This window comes from Bradyrhizobium sp. USDA 4510 (genome assembly GCF_054059095.1).
Genome location: NZ_JBSSBT010000001.1, coordinates 683,103 through 699,076 on the forward strand (window position 1 = coordinate 683,103; position 15,974 = coordinate 699,076).

A 15,974-nucleotide genomic window follows, 5' to 3' on the forward strand; every position below is an offset into this window, starting at 1 on the left:
CCGCCTAGGCACCGCCAATCTGTTGGCGGATCTCGAATAAACGTTTTCGCTAAGAAGCCAGAAGATGATCCCGACTTGCCGAATGGAGGTGCTGCGAAGAGGCCGACGCGGCTCCAAGTACTTCAATTGAGGCGGCACCAAAAGAGAAAGTTGCGTACGTAGAGTACCAACTGAGCTATTTCCGCTTTCTCGTTAGATACGACGGCTCTGCCGAGCGTTTCACGAATACGCAGCTCGCCATTCGACGAAATCTCCGTTTTCACGTTTCGAAATTGGCCGCCAATCGCAAGAAGTTCATAAGCAACAAGTGCCCCAGTTGAGTAAGTACTGACTCCGGGTGGAATTGCACGCCATAGGTTGGGTGATGCCGATGTGACAAAGCCATAATCTCACCTTCATCTGAGCGGGCCGTCACCATGAGATCCGGTGCTTCTGATAGATCGAGTTCGACCGCTAAAGAATGGTACCGCCCAACGCAAAGTGGAGATGGGAGTCCCTTGAACAACCCACCACCGCCGTGCGTTATGGGTGAGGCTTGGCCGTGCATGGGACGATTTGCACGCACGACGCGTCCCCCGAAAACGCTCCCGATACACTGGTGACCGAGACAGATGCCAAGGACTGGGACACAACCCGAAAGTTCGCGGACAACCGCGGTGGATATACCGGCCTCCATGGGAGTGCAGGGGCCGGGAGATATGACGATTGCGCGCGGCTGGAGCGCAGCGAGTTCAGTGACGCTGATCGCATCACTTCGGATTACTTGCGTCTGTGCACCAAGCTTGCGGAAATAGCGCGCAATGTTGAATACGAAGGAATCGTAGTTGTCGATGATGACAATCAAAATGCACCATATGGATCGGCATCAAAGGCCTCGAACAATCGTTTTGCCTTGGCAAGGGTCTCCTCATATTCGGCTTCCGGATTCGACATCGCCGTTATTCCACCGCCTGCATGAAATATAGCCAGGCCGTCCTCGATCACGACGGTGCGGATCGCAATGTTCGTGTCCAGGTGTCCATTGAATCCGATGAAGCCGATCGCCCCGCAATACACCTCTCGGGCCACTTTCTCGATGTCCGCAATGATCTCCATTGCTCGCACCTTTGGAGCGCCAGTGACGGAGCCGCCGGGAAAGCAGGCGCGAAGTAGACTGACAGCGTCTTGGCCTGCAGCAAGCGCGCCTCTCACCGCCGAGACAAGATGGTGCACTGAGGCATAGGTTTCGAGGTTGCACAGTGCTGAAACTTCGACCGAATCGTCTGTGCAAACGCGTGACAGATCGTTGCGCAACAGGTCGACGATCATAATGTTCTCGGCGCGATCCTTCTCGGACGCGAGAAGGAGCTCGGCACGGTGCAGATCTTCCTTGGAATCAGCGGAGCGCGCGATTGTGCCCTTGATCGGTCGTGTTTCGACCTGCCGTCCGTCAAGTCTCAGAAATCGCTCAGGAGAGCTCGACGCGATCGTCAGCGTATCATAGTGCAGGAGAGCTGCAAACGGGGCCGGGTTCAAAGACCGAAGCTGGCAATAAAAGGTGAGCGGATCGAATAAGGGCGACACTTTGGCACTGAAGCGTTGCGCGATGTTTGCCTGGAATATATCTCCGGCCAGGATCAAATCGACGACGCGCTGAACGGCCGCTATGAAGTCTTCACGGCTAAAATTCGACTGCCATCGCCCTGCGGTGCTGGGTATTATGATCCGCGGCGGCTTTGGCCTGGCAAGCAGTGCCGCAAACTCGTCGGCGCGACGACGCGCGTGCTCGGCTCGTCGAGTGGGGTCCTGCTCCGGCCAGCCGGTCGAGACGATCCAGCACCTCTGGTCCCGGTGATCGAAGCTGACCACCAAGTCGTAAAAGTGCAATATTGATTGCGGCAACCGCAGACCCGCAACTGACGGTGCCGGCAGCCGCTCCAGTGTTCGATTTAGATCGTAGGCAAGGAAGCCGGCTGCGCCGCCTTGAAATGGGGGGAGATCGGGGCGATACGCTTCTTTGTATCTGGCAAGAAGGTCGCGGAGAACCTCCCATGGATCCCCTATAATTGTCTCTCCGTTCCAACTTGCCTGTCCATCCGCGACTAAGTAGGTGCTGAACGGCTCGCAGGCCAGATATGAGTAGCGGCCAAGCAGTTCGTGCCTTGCGGCGCTGTCGAGAAAGGTAAGCTGGGGCCGCTGCGCAAGACATCGCAGCGCCTTGACGGGCTCAATCCACTGCAACTCGCGGACGTGCATGGCTGTCTGCTACGACAACCGGCAGGTTGCGAGGCCTGCGCTGCGTGATGCGCTCCGAAGGAGAGTTATTTCCGTGCCGCACGTACGAGACATGCGGCTGATCATCAAGCTATTCACGGCGGGCCGGTCCACTACGCCGAGCGACTTGCGTTAGCCCTGCCGTTCCAGCGAAATGCACGTCTTTCGACAGCTCATAGTCAGCAGCAAAGCGCAACTCCCGGAGCGGGCGTACGCATCGGATCGCTTCTCGATACAAATCGTGCGTCTTGTACGCAGCGAGATCCGTCTCGCTGTCGAATTCACCATACACGACGACATCAATATCATTGCCGAGCTGGTCGCTCTTGCGGTTGCGGGCAATCTCGAGCCGGCGTGCATATGGGATTGAGGTGAGAACCGATAGACCTTCGACGACTTGGTCGATATCGGCCTTTTCCTTGGCTGTGAAGAAGACGATGTGACGGATCATGATGGCCGTAAACGTGACGCCGCAACTTGACCACTTGTTATATCGGGATCTAGCTCAAGGCAATGCCGAACGCATCGACAGCCGGAGCGGTCTTTGACGCTGTACGATGCCGCGACTATGCAGCAGACCTTCCTGATATATGTCAGCGGGATCTGACAATTGCCGTGCCGAATGCTCTGGATATGGCTTATGTAGGTGAGGCGAGATCGTCGGGCGCTCTAAGCGCTTGTAAAGGCGCTACTGGCCCTCAAATATCGAACATTGCCGGGGACCGGTGCCGTTCAGAAAGAGGCCACCGGAGCATACGAAGCCGCCAGCGAGGCGTCGACGTCTTGTTTGGCAGGGATCATCCAGATCGCTTATACGACATCGGCCGAGCCTGCTCGCGCTTCGGCGGAAGCTCGCGCAACGTCGAAAACGCAAAAATCACCCTCGCGGCAGCTAAAAAATCACCCTCGCGGCAGCTAATATGGCTCGATCGCTGTTTCCTGGCCGGAACGAATCCGCTCATTCGATCGACCACACCACGTGAAGTCAGTCATCAATCGTACAGCTTCGCTCGAATCGTACCGTTCTGCGTCTATTGGGATACATTCTACGGCACGTGAATGCCTCCGTCCGATCTGGACAGTATTTGCGCGCCGATAACAATCTTAACCTGCCACAAGGCATCAAACGCAACTCTGGGAGGACGCAATGGCGGGCGTCACAGCCGTCTATGGTTCAAGGTAACAGTCGGTATCCAGAACCCATTCAGAGCGGTGCAGCGGACACCTATCGCGACGGGTATCTTACGTGCTGCCGTTAGCCTCGAGGGAGCGATGCACGCAGCAGGATCGCTGAGCAGCCTTTGCTCTAACCGGGAGCGAGGGCACCATGCGTTCAACGTCTTACGAAGAGTAGGCGGTCCTGTCGACCGGCGTCCTCTTTGTGAGGTCGCTGCAAATGGAGAATGAGGTGCGTACAACGTCGGACAAGAGGTCAAGCTCGGCGAGCCGGCAGCGGATAGTGGTCGCGGGTACAGGGGTCGGCGTTGGAAAGACGGTGTTCTGCGCAGGGCTTGTCAATCTTCTGGGCGCGAAGTTTTGGAAGCCGATTCAAGCCGGCCTCGAAGGAGAAACGGACACACAGCGTGTCGCTCGGTTTGCAAGTCTTTCGCCAGATCGCATCGTGCCTGAGGCGTACCGACTGGAGACGGCCGCTTGGCCGCACTGTTCCGCGGAAGTTGACGAGGTCTACGTCAAAGCGGAATCGCTGGAGCTGCCGGACACTGAAGGACAGCCCCTTGTGATCGAGGGGACCGGAGGACTAATGGAGCCGCTCAATTGCGGCTTGCTTTACATTGATCTTTTGGAGAGATGGCGGCTTCCTGTAGTACTGTGCACTAGCACAACTTTGGGCACAATTAATTGTTCGCTGCTCTCTATAGAAGCGCTCCGCAGACGCCAGATCGACATCCTTGGAATCGCTTTCGTTGGCGAAAAGAATTCGGATGCGGTGAGAGCCATTTGCGAGATTGGACGGGTGCGGTGGTTAGGGCGGCTGCCCTGGATCGCGCCTCTGGCGGCGGATACGCTGCAAGCTGCGTTCAAAGCATCCTTCTGGCGGGATGATTTCAAGTCATGACACACAGGGCGCATCGTGTAAGGCGCCTTCTCGCAGGCTGCTGAGGCTTGGCCCCAGCAGGCATGAGAAGGTCCGGTTGCCTCTGCATAATCGTCGAGAGTAGCGGCAAGCCGAGATCATTGCATTCTTCGCAAACCCAGCAACTTGAGCTTGTTGAGGTTGGCCGTCCTCGGTAGTCACACCGGTTCGTAGTTGCTGCCCTGGTAACGGCATCGTTTCAGGTCGTATTCGGCTTCGTAACTGTGATCCTCGTTGTGCATTCTAGCGGGCATTGGACTGAAGCGCTGTACGTCGGCGGATCAAGATTGCAAGGGCAAATGTCCGCGGCCGCCTTTTGGGAAGATGTAGCTGCGCAGATTGTGGGAAAGCTAGAGAGATCGTCAAGTCGCAGACTGCCTGGCTTCAGAGTGGAGAAAGCGGGCGCATCTGCTGTGATTTCCCGAAGACGGTCAGCTTCTCGAAAGCAAAGCTTGCGACCATGCGAACGTGATCGCTCGATCACAATGCTGCCAGTGACCGGACTGGTTATGAACCGAGCGAAGAAACTGGCGGATGCGGCCTATATTCTCATAGGAGGAGACTATATGGATTTGAATCCGATCAACGGTGCCGGAGCGCATAGGTCCCCAGACCTCGAGGAATTGAATGAAGCGGATCAGGATATGCTCAGGCAATTCTTCAGTGAAGCCGGCTCATCATCGTCTGCAGCCCCAGAGGAGACGGTCTATGATGTCTCGCACGCTGCTCCGCGGGAATTCCGGCACCGCACCGAAGCACGACCTATGCCAGAGCGAATGGCTGATCGATTGAGCCATTTGGGTCTTGTTCCGGATGCAGACCAGCCGACCATGACCTACGATATTCGGGGACACCGGTACACAGCTGCCTTGGACCCGTCTGGCCATGTTCGCCTCATTCACAACCCGCCGGAGGCCCAAGTGCTTGGAGCCGGCCGAGCGGGAGCGCCAGATTTCGGAGCGTTCTTCATTGAGGCTCGGGACCATGGTGCTGTTGTCCCGGAGCAATGGGCCCCATTGGCCTTAATTGAAAAGCTGCGCGACGAAGGACTCATGCCTAGCCCAAACCACCCGACAACCATTTCTCTCAATGGCAAGCTCTACAATGCCGAGTTGGCGGAAGGAGGGTTCGTTAGGCTTACGCGGCGGCAAGTGTGAAACTGTTGGGCGATAGCTGAGCAAAGTCGGTGAGCTAGGGCGCGTCTGCTTGAACTACGTGGACAGTTCACCGCTTGTCGGTGAATTGTCCGCGTTTCAGAGGGGCTCGCAACCTTCCGGCCGCTGGCACATTCGAAGCATCAAAACTGCCTGACTTGAGGACACGACTGCAGAGCCTCCATGGCGGTCTGGCGGATGTCCTGGACCCAGCAGCGCCGCATAGCGATGCTGCGCTCGCGATCTGACATTCGCAACCGTGTTGAGCCGACCGCGGCCCCGGGCCACGGCCACGGCACAGGCCCGATATTCATTCTCAAAATTCATCTTTGAACGAGGTGATGTTCTCGAGCCTTCGTCCGGTCCGGCGCCGCAAGCGCACATCTAGCGGTCATTCGACTCATGGCGAACCGCCGCTCGACGGGTGGCCGCGGCAAGCGCGCCGTACGGAGCTTTAGCTCCGGGAACTTGACATCAAAGACATCAACGATACCGACGAGGCGCCGCTGCGAGTAGATCTGGCCTTCATCAAGGCCTCTGTCAAACGCGGTCCGGAACTGGCCCTTTGCCTCACGAACTATCCCCACCCGCGGTTCATGATGTCGCTTGAAACTTCGTCGGCGGCCGACGGGAAGGTCGGAGGCGAGCCGCCGAAGGGCCGTCAGCGGCCGGCGGCTGATGAGGCAGCTGTTTCGCTCGGCTCGGAGCCGGTAGTTGTCGCCGCGGATAGTCAGCACGTGACTTTAGTGCAAGAGCCGGTCGAAGATCGCAGGTGGCGGCCACCGGATCGGCGAACACGGTGCCCCATTCGGTAACGCTCGGTTCGGCGTGATCAACGTAGCGGCGGTTGATCAGCTAAAGGTGTTGCGCTGCGACGGAGCTTCGTTCTGTCTATTTGATTCCAGCTTTCGCCTTGGCCTGGCTGGTGGCGAACGCCGGAACTGCCGTGGCCCAGCCGGACGGCGGCCCAGCATACTGCTATAGTGGTTGTGCTTTGTAAGATGCTGCCTGTCGGGCAACTTGCCTCTAGCGCAGCCGAGCGGCTCCCCGTCGAGCGCCTCCCGCGGAGCGCCGACGACGCTACCACTTATTTCCGCCTTTCGATGGGGCCGGCGCGCTGGAAAAGACTTTGATAGGGCGGCCACACGGAGCGACATGGACCAGGGGAGGCCGGCATTGTCGAACATCATCAAGGAATTGCGGAACAGTACCCCGCGCAAGCGCGCCGGCGGACGCGTCTTTCCCTGCATTCGAGATCTCCTGGCCGACCATGCGCAACATGCGCCCGAGCGCCACGCCGTTCTAGCCCCGAAACGCCTCCCGATGACGTATGGCGCGCTGTGGATGCAGGCAAAGACCGTGGTTTTCGGCTTGCGAAACGTCGGCGTGCGCCGAACTGACAGGGTCGCGGTGGTTTTGCCCGACGGACCGGAGGTTGCAGTAGCGGCGATCACCGTTGCAGCCGGCGCAGTTTGCGTACCTCTCAATCCCGGCTTCACCTGTGATGAATACCAGCGTTATTTCGGCGAATTGCAGCTGGCGGCGCTCATGACGCACGCTGACTTGAATGCGGCCTGCCGACGCGCCGCCCGCATCCAGGGCGTTCCCGTGATCGACGTGTCGATGCGGCCCAATGAGGCGGCCGGCGCGTTCAGTGTTGCCGATCGGGCACCGCAAGAGCTGCCTGACGATGAGTTTGCGTCCAGCGCCGACGATGCATTCATACTGATGACCTCCGGCAGTACGTCGCGGCCCAAAACGGTTCCTCTGACCCAAGCGAGCGTCTGCCTGTCAGCCGGCAATGTTGGCGCCGCCCTGGAGCTTGAGGCTCGTGACCGCTTGCTGAGCGTGCTGCCCCTCTTTCATGGGCATGGCTTGATCTCGGGACTTCTGGCCGCGCTTGCGGCGGGCTCCAGTGCAGTCTGTCCTGCCGGCTTCGATGCAAGAGCGTTCTTCGGCTGGCTGACGGAGTTTCAACCGACCTGGTACACGGCGGTACCGGCCATCCATCGCGCTATATTGGAGGCCGCGGATTGTCACAAGCAGGGTGCACTGCGATCCTCCTTGCGGCTCGTTCGTTCGGCTTCGACCTCTTTGTCGACGGAAGTGCTCGAGCGATTGGAAGCATTGTTTGGTGTTCCCGTTATCGACACCTACGGCATGACGGAAGCCGCCACCCAAATCGCTTCAAATCCCTTGCGGCGGCGCAAGCGCGGTTCAGTCGGGCCGCCAGCCGGCCCCGAGATTGCGATACTGGACAGTGCAGGTCACCACTTGCCCTTCGGCAAACGTGGCGAGATCGCGCTGCGAGGCCCCACCATAACGAGAGGATACGACAATGATGTTGCCGCTACCGCGTCCGCCTTTCAGGGCAGCTGGTTCCGGACCGGCGACCTCGGATACCTGGACGCCGATCGGTATCTGTTCATCGTCGGTCGCATCAAGGAGATCATCCATAAGGGCGGGCAGAAGGTTGCCCCTGCCGAGGTAGAGGGCGCCTTGCTGAGCCACCCGGATGTGATCGAAGCCGCTGTTTTCGCTGTTCCCCATGAGCGACTAGGCGCGGACGTCGCCGCCGCTATCGTGCTGCGCCAGGACGCAAATGTGAGCCCGCACAGTCTGCGGGACTTTGCCCGATCGCGCCTTGCCGCCTTCAAGGTCCCGGGCCTCATCCTGATTGTGCCACAGATCCCGAAAGGCGCCGGCGGGAAGATCAAGCGCAATGAACTTGCGGCCCACTTTTCAAAGACCTGTTTGTTGCAGGATGGCGGCGAGGCGGTTGTCCCCCGCTCGGAATTGAAGCGTCAACTGGCTCGCTTTTGGAAGGACATTCTGGGCATCGATCGGATCAGCGCTGACCAGGATGTCTTCGCGCTCGGGGTGGATTCACTTGCCATGACGCAGATGATTTTGCGCGTGGAAGAGCACTTCGGCATCACGCTGTCCATCGAGGATATCTTCAATTCGCCTACCGTTGCGGCTCTTGCGCTTCGTATCGCATCATCAAAAGATGGCGCCGGCCCGTTAGCGCGCAGGCAGGATCCGCTTACGGAAGTCGCACGCGCTGACGCAGATGGCCCGCAGCCGGTGTCCATCGTTCAGGAGCGTATGCTGCGCATCGAGCGAAAACTGCCTGGATTACCGCAGTTCAACCTGCCGTTCGCTTATCGATTGCAGGGCCAACTCAGCATTCCTGCGCTTGAGCGGAGCCTTGGTGAGCTCGTGCACCGGCACGACATGCTGCGCACGGCGTTTATCTGGCAGGGTGAGGTTCCTCTCGCCCACGTCGCGCCAGAGGTCGATGTCGGATCGATCCTCGTCATTAAAGATTATGCAGCCTTGGCGCATACCGCAGACGCCAAGGCCAAGGAATTTCTGCTGGCAAGGGTGAAGTTGGAAGCTGAGCAGCGCTCGTTGGAACCGATCGACCTAAACGATGCGCCACTATTCCGGGCCTATGTCTTTCGGCTCGACGCCTGCGACCACGTTTTACTTCTGGTCATGCACGACATCATCATTGATGGCTGGTCGATGGCAATCTTCATGGAAGAGCTTTTGCAGATCTATGCCAGCTCGATTGCCGGTGCAAAGGCGCAGCTGCCCGCGCCATCGTTTCAATTTTCAGACTTCGTTCGCTGGCAGCGTTTGTGGTCCAGCACCGAGGAAGCAAACAGGCAGCTGGCTTACTGGACGCGGCACCTCGACAAAGCCTCGCCTCCCTTTGTGACTCCGAAAGGCAGCGTAGCAGGAGAATTGAGCTCGCGCGTTCTCCAGGAACCATTTCAAATTTCGAACAATCTGCTGACGCAGCTAAGCGCCATGAGCCGTGATCGGGGCGTAACTCTGTTCATGAGTTTGCTTGCCGGCTTCAAGACCCTGCTGTTGCTCCGGAGCGAACGGAACGACATTTGCGTCGCGACTTTAATGGCCAATCGGTCTCAACTGAGAACAGAACGCGTGATCGGTCCATTCGCGAACACAACGATCATCCGCACCCAACTCGATGCTGATCTAACTTTTGTTGAAGCCCTTGATCGGGTGCGCAAGGCCGTCTTGGACGCTCATGCCAGACAAGAGCTTCCGTTCGATATCATTGCCGGCCGATTAGCGGAAGCAACCGGCTTGTGCCCAGCATCACTCGTTCAGGTCTATTTCGTTCTCCAGGTCGCGTTCCGCCGAGCGCTCCAGGCGCCCGATCTGACGGTTCTGCCATTCGGCTATCAGGAAGAACGCTCAGCCATGCCGATCGACCGCGCTTGGCTGTCGATGACCATCAAGGACACGCCGCTGGGAATGAGCGGCATATGCGGACGCAAGGAAGACTTGTTCGCGCCAAACACCATTCAGAACTGGATTGCCGATTACATCACAATTTTGGCCAATGCGGCCGCGCGCCCCAACAAGCAGCTTGGCCGATTGATTGATCCTTGAAACGATCAGGTCAGTCGCACCGAGCCCGTGAAAGAAAAGTGCAACGCTTTGTGCCGATGCCCTACCACGCGCAAGGCCACCCAAAATTCGTCCGATCCGAGTATCATCCAGCTTGATTATCCACTAGAAATTGTCGACAATTCAGCCGTGTATCGGACAAGGGATTGTCAAATCTAGTTTCTGCCACTTGGAGGCGGCGATGTGTAGATTTGCAGTGGATCTCATTGACTTCGAGAAATTGACCGCGGCGCAGAAGAAAGCACTCTTAAAGGACTTGCAGAAGCGCAGGGACGCCCTGCAAGCGCAGCTGGAGGGTGTCAATGAATCGCTAAAGGGCGTCAACCAAGCGCTCAAGACCGTCCAGAAAGGATCAAAGCGCCGTTAATGCCCAGGGCCATCAGCGCCCGACAAGACTGCAGTGGTCTGCTTGCTTCATTCATGCAGGGCTCCGTGGTCGGGGCGTCGGGCAGCGCTAAAACTTTGGCTTTCCGTACACTGGAAAACGTGGTGGAGCGCTTGAGGAGTGAACGCGAAACGCAACTCATTTCGAGCCCAGTGTATTAAGCCCTAGTGACGTCATGCCGACCCCTTGGGGCGGCAGCGTCAAGATGAATTGGCAGCAGCTTTATGCATTGACGAGCGGCGATTATCTCTCATGGATCGTTCGTGCCTCGGCATCGACTGCATGCAAAGTTCGGATCCGACATTTTGCGGTTTGAGCGGCTCTCGCCCGCTGGCAGAAAGTCTCGGAGCATCAGGCGATCTCGTCCGCTGATATTTGACGGCGGCGCAAAGATGCCGGTCCCACAGTCCTCAATCCCGCCGTCCGTGGGAAACCTATTGTGGAAACCCGAGAAGAGGGAAGCAACAATCGCAAGCTAAACCAGCCCCAAGGACGCCGGGGCCGCAACAGGAGGTCGAAGCCGCAAACCTGCAATCATGTAAATCTTGCGATTATTGGCCCGCATTTCGGACGTGCCCATCGCGCCTGCGAACCTCACAGGCGCCACATCAAAGCAGGCAAATCTATACGTGGGATATTGCAGATCTCGCGCGGTCTGGTAACGCCTTACGGACAGCAATGTTCGGAGCCCGATAGACACCTCCTGCCTCCGACAATAGACTCCTAATTAAAGACCGGTCAGATCCGATCAGGGCGAGCTTTTATGGCCGCAGACCGCGTGGAACGGCGACTGAGTGCTATTTTCGTAGCCGACGTGGCTGGCTACAGCCGCCTAATGGGTGCTGACGAGGAGGGCACGCACGCCCGGCTGAACGAGCATCTATCCGCGCTCCTCTATCCCGAGATTGAAAAGCATGCCGGACGCCTCATCAGAAGCGCCGGCGATGGAATCTTGGTGGAGTTTGCGAGCGTGGTTAGCGCGATGCGATGCGCCATCGCGATACAGCGTGGCATGATCACCCGAAACACCGATGTGCGAATGGAGCAAAGGATCGAGTTCCGCATCGGCATCAATGCCGGCGACATCATGATAGATGAGGGCGACATCTTCGGGGATGGGGTAAATGTCGCGGCTCGGCTCGAGGCGCTCTGCGAGCCGGGCGGCATCTGCGTGTCGAAACGCGTACGAGAGGATACGCAAGATAAGCTTGACGTCGAATTCGAGGATCGTGGCGAGCATCAACTGAAGAACATTGTCCGGCCGGTGCGGGTCTATCGCGTGTCGTTCGGCAACGCTCCGCCGCGACCGCCTCTTACACTTCCCGAGAAACCCTCGGTCGCTGTCCTGGCTTTTGAGAACATGAGTCGCGACCCGGATCAGGAGTACTTCGCGGATGGAATCTCTGAAGATATTATTACCGAGTTGTCTCGCTTCTCCGACTTGTTCGTCATCGCCAGAAATTCGAGCTTTCGATACAAAGGCAAAGCGGTTGATTTACGTCAGGTGGGTCAAGAGCTCGGCGTGCGCTACGTTCTTGAGGGCAGCGTTCGTCGGGGCAATGACCGGGTTCGGATCACGGCGCAATTGATTGACGCTGCAAGTGGTGTCCATCGCTGGGCCGAGCGGTATGATCAAAAGCTACAGGATGTATTTACGATCCAGGACGACGTCGCGCGGACGATCGCCGCAATTCTGGTCGCCCATGTGAACATGGCGGAAGCCGAACGTACCTTGCTCAAGCCGCCCGCGACTTGGCAGGCCTACGATCACTACATGCGCGCGGCTGCGGCCTGGATATCCTTCCAGTCCTCCTGGCAAATGGCAGAATTGTTGCGCACGCGAGGGCATCTTGCCGATTCGCTGGCCCTCGATCCGAACTATGCACGTTGCTATGCAATGCTGGCCAGCACTCACAGGGTGGCTTGGCTCAATCCCTTGAACGATGAATATTTGAGCCCCACTATCCTTGACCTGGCCATCAACTTGGCCCGCACGGCAATTACGCACAATCCGGGCCTGCCCGAAGCCTACGCCGAGTTGGGCTATAATATCATCCGCAAGCGTGACTTCGATGCAGCAACCGCCGCCGCCGAAAGAGCGCTTGCGCTAAACCCCAACTTCGCGGACTACCGCCTTGCGCAAATATTCTACTCGGTAGGGGACCCGGCCAGAGCTATTGCCATCGCCAAGTTGCAAATGCGCCTTGATCCATTCCATCCGCATTTTGCGCCGTTGATGGCTGGCGTAGCTCACTACCACCTCAAAGAGTACAACGATGCCCAGCATTGGTTGGCTGAAGCGGTTGGACGAGCGCCCAATCACCAGTATGGCCACGCCTTTTTGGCCGCGACCTACGCCCAGCTGGGACGAATGGAAGATGCTCGTGCAGAGGCAAGCGAAGTTTTGCGCCTAAATCCAAGATACAGTATTGGCGGCACCCAGAAGCAGGTGTCCATTCTCAAACGCGCTGAAGACTTGGAGCACCTGGTTGACGGGCTACGAAAGGCCGGCCTTCCATTATAGTCGTTGGCGAATGGGTTCGGCAAGCAGCCGCCATCTAGCGTCGTGGTCGCTCTGTCGCTCGCAGGCATCAACCGAATTCTGTTGAGCAGCAGCCGGCCATTGCCAATCCGCGCCAGAATCACTCAAACCAACCAGGCGATTGAGCTCTTCGTGCAGCACATGAGGGTGGTTCTCGGCCTGTCCAACGAGAAGCGGGCCAACCGCCAGGATGTGTATTCGATCGGCCTGATGCCAACCGTCGCTTCCGACCAGTGTCGCGGCGGTCGTGGCGGTGAAGGATATTCTGCGAGCCGAAACTCCAGAGCGGAGCTGAACGCAGCGTAGACTTAGACTTCATTTCGCTGGATCGAAGGCTTACCTCGAGGGATCATCGACACTTAATCGTACCATCCGCCAGTGCCCGCCTTATTTGTTCTGCCCGTTCCTTGGACAGCTTTTCGGCCAAGCTGTGGTCCCTCAAGAGCGCCGGCCCCTTGCGCTCCCGATCGTAAACCATCCAGCCGGAGGTCCCCATTCGAACGAAGAACCTGGACTGTTGCGGAGGTAATTCGTGGTTCAATAATTCCTCCTTCATTGCCTGCTACGTGCAAGTCGCGCCAGTGTCCCAGGGAAAGACGATACTCGTGTCAGGAAAATACGCTCCGCGCTTTATTCCTGAACCGGGACACTGAAATTCCCAGCAACGAACGTACTGCACGGCCCGTGCCACTGGCCGAGTCATATTCGATAGCGCGTTCGTGGTATCCCTGCAGACGGGCATGCAAACGCCTCGTGAAATTGATCACCTCTCCCGAGTCTAGCCGGCCCATGCATCCGGTGGCTGTGTCCTGTAGGCCGGCAGAACTGGTCCGGTGCTGACCGGATCGGCCCGGAAGAGTTGCCCGATCAGCTAGCCGAAGATTGTCGCTGCGATCCTCAATCCAGAGCGGCAGCAGGTCCGAAAAGCCTCGCCCTTCGCTCCCGCGAGTCTTGGTCTATGACTTGTCTCGTCATCAAGTGCGCGTGAGATGTGAGGCCGGTCACACGTGATGATCGCGAGATGACTTAGGCGGGCGTAGCAGCTTCGGTCTTGGAGACCATGATGTCACTAGTCAGCAACGGAAGCTGGTCGGGAACAGCTACAGTATCGGTGCTCGGCATTCTCATTGTCGTCGCGCTTGTCTTTGCACTCGTTGGTTATTTGGAGTGGTCCTCAAATGCCAATCTGAGCGAATTCATCAGCCGGACCGAGGTCGTGGCGGCTGCCTCAACTCCGATCCTACCGCTCAATGGACGAACAGCTTGTGAGCACGGCAGGAAGTCGCCGGCGCTTTCCGTGCCTCTCGAATGAAGCCGTCGAAGCGACTGCGCCAATCAATCGTCAAGAAAGCACGTCTTCGAGCTTGAATACAGCGTGCCAGCAGCACGATTGCCCATCCGCGAACGACTAAAGGCCGCAGCATATTATGGAAGTATAAATTCCGATGGCCCATCAATTCTGATGACTTCTCGTTTCAGAGAGTCATCATTAATTTCGCCAGCCTTTACAAGAAGCCACACCGGCCGTCTGGGCATCCAACCGGGTCAGCGCCGCCAAGATGGGATGGAGCCGCGGAACAGGGGCTTGCCTCCTGCTGGGTGCGCGGTTCTGACGTTGACGGCGGCGCACTCGGTCGACCGCCCGACCTGACGATTTGCGGCGGGCAAAATGGGGCGGCGAGTTGACGCCATCGAATCCAGGCGGGCTTTCTGGGGACTGCGATTTGCGAAAGGCGCCGCTCGTCCCGAACATAGCGTCGGGTGATGCGGAGGAGCTTACTAAGCCATACGGGACCAGGCTCCGGATCCGTAATCGAGCATGCTCCTGCGCGCTGTTGGGCTACAAAGTGGAAGACGAAGTCCTAGCATGGGTGCGGTGGGATCGCCCTTGCCATGTTACGAGACGGGCGGGCAAATTACATGACCAACTGATCTTCAATCGCGCGGCTTGGATCCCATGAATAGGCTCTACCCGCTAGCTCTGGAGCACCGGCTTCCGAGCCTGGTTCGGTACTGTATCTCAGCGTGCATTATGGTGATGTGCGCGGTACTGCAGATCGCGCTTCAGATGGAGACCGGGGCGCCAGGATACTTCTTGCTACTCCCCGGCGTGTTTCTGTCGGGCCTGATTTTCGATCGCGGGTCCCGAATATTCGCGGCGATCATCGCGATCGCTGTGGGCGCCTACGTCACCTACGCAGGCCACCTCGGCATTGATTTCCTTGCACCGAATGCGCTCTTTGTTATCACGGCCGCCGGGACAGCCACCATTGCCGAATTCCAGCGAGCCGAGCTACGGCGGGTCATGCTGGCGGACAAGACGAAGACTGTGCTGCTGCAGGAGATGGCGCACCGGACGAAAAACAATCTTGCTATTCTCGGCACGTTGAAAACGTGCGGCAACGCGATAGCGTCCGCGCGAAGGGCCCCGTTAGCGAAACTGCCGGGCGTGCACGGCGGAAACTCAGAGGCCGACGGTCGCAAAGCTCCTTGCGCGGAAGCAGGCGCTCAGACAGCGCGGACGCTTATCGATGCCGATGACCTCCCGGGAGCCGAGTAGTTCCAGTAGTTTCTTCAATCATCCGCCAACGAAAAGCGCGCGTGAGCGACGACATCGTTACGCGCATCGGCTTCTCCCTACATGGAAGCTAGCAGTCTGTGAGTTCGACCGCCGCGAACGTCCGAGCGCGGAGGGAGCGATTGACCTTCGGACCGCGCTGAGGTTGTCCGGCAGCTCCGCGAGCTTCCGGATCAGCTTGCTGTGCGCCGAACTCGCCTCTGGACGGGGTCTCCAGTCCGCGAGGAGGCGACGGCGCCAGAGCCAGAGCGCTTCCGCGCTCATGACAGTGGCGTTCGTGCTCGGGAACTCATTCTCCATCTTGTATGCGCGCGCTAAACGGCAGAATCGTTCTCCTTGATCTCGGCCTGTGGGCTGCCACCACTGATCGTCCCGCTTGGCTAACGGAAAATTGGGTTCTTCGTTCTTGAGGGCAAAGGTCAGGTGCTCCTCAAGCGAGGCCTCGGGAGCATGGTGGGGCGTGGGTGCGCCAACCATCCTGTTCAATTATGCTGTGCGCGGTTGCGATGGTCGAAGGG

At 58.2% G+C, this 15,974-nt stretch carries 10 protein-coding genes; 7 read left to right on the top strand and 3 right to left on the bottom strand.

Going from position 1 to position 15,974, the window contains the following annotated elements; genetic code table 11:
- Positions 1–259: 259 nt before the first annotated feature.
- The 3 genes from ACVMDN_RS03150 to ACVMDN_RS03160 all read right to left on the bottom strand — a co-directional run bounded on the left by ACVMDN_RS03150 (position 260) and on the right by ACVMDN_RS03160 (position 2,704).
- Positions 260–844: an anthranilate synthase component II gene (locus tag ACVMDN_RS03150; protein WP_456835718.1), complete on the bottom strand. Its 585-nt coding sequence runs from the start codon at positions 842–844 to the stop codon at positions 260–262.
- Positions 841–2,235: an aminodeoxychorismate synthase component I gene (gene pabB, locus ACVMDN_RS03155; protein WP_456835717.1), complete on the bottom strand. Its 1,395-nt coding sequence runs from the start codon at positions 2,233–2,235 to the stop codon at positions 841–843. The genes ACVMDN_RS03150 and pabB overlap by 4 nt, the downstream gene beginning before the upstream one ends.
- Positions 2,236–2,344: 109 nt before the next feature.
- Positions 2,345–2,704, bottom strand: a complete 360-nt coding sequence (locus ACVMDN_RS03160) for a Dabb family protein (protein WP_456835716.1) — start codon at positions 2,702–2,704, stop codon at positions 2,345–2,347.
- Between the two features lie 945 nt (positions 2,705–3,649).
- Here ACVMDN_RS03160 and ACVMDN_RS03165 point away from each other — a divergent pair.
- From ACVMDN_RS03165 to ACVMDN_RS03195, 7 genes are all read left to right on the top strand, one after another.
- Positions 3,650–4,330 carry a dethiobiotin synthase gene (locus tag ACVMDN_RS03165; RefSeq protein WP_456835715.1) on the top strand — a complete coding sequence of 227 codons (681 nt, stop codon included), beginning with the start codon at positions 3,650–3,652 and terminating at the stop codon, positions 4,328–4,330.
- Positions 4,331–4,857: 527 nt separating this feature from the next.
- The gene (locus tag ACVMDN_RS03170) at positions 4,858–5,505 is read left to right on the top strand and encodes a hypothetical protein (RefSeq protein ID WP_456835714.1); all 648 of its coding nucleotides are present in this window, start codon (positions 4,858–4,860) and stop codon (positions 5,503–5,505) included.
- A 1,173-nt stretch (positions 5,506–6,678) separates the two neighbouring features.
- Positions 6,679–9,933 carry an AMP-binding protein gene (locus ACVMDN_RS03175; RefSeq protein WP_456835713.1) on the top strand — a complete coding sequence of 1,085 codons (3,255 nt, stop codon included), beginning with the start codon at positions 6,679–6,681 and terminating at the stop codon, positions 9,931–9,933.
- Positions 9,934–10,147: 214 nt separating this feature from the next.
- The gene (locus ACVMDN_RS03180) at positions 10,148–10,318 is read left to right on the top strand and encodes a hypothetical protein (RefSeq protein ID WP_156436445.1); all 171 of its coding nucleotides are present in this window, start codon (positions 10,148–10,150) and stop codon (positions 10,316–10,318) included.
- Between the two features lie 781 nt (positions 10,319–11,099).
- Positions 11,100–12,860: an adenylate/guanylate cyclase domain-containing protein gene (locus tag ACVMDN_RS03185; protein WP_456835712.1), complete on the top strand. Its 1,761-nt coding sequence runs from the start codon at positions 11,100–11,102 to the stop codon at positions 12,858–12,860.
- Positions 12,861–13,938: 1,078 nt separating this feature from the next.
- A complete protein-coding gene (locus ACVMDN_RS03190; protein WP_456843598.1) occupies positions 13,939–14,190 on the top strand; it encodes a hypothetical protein in 252 nt (83 codons plus the stop codon).
- Between the two features lie 726 nt (positions 14,191–14,916).
- Complete coding sequence (locus ACVMDN_RS03195) at positions 14,917–15,438, top strand: histidine kinase dimerization/phosphoacceptor domain -containing protein (RefSeq protein WP_456835710.1); 522 nt, start codon at positions 14,917–14,919, stop codon at positions 15,436–15,438.
- The last annotated feature ends 536 nt before the right edge of the window (positions 15,439–15,974 follow it).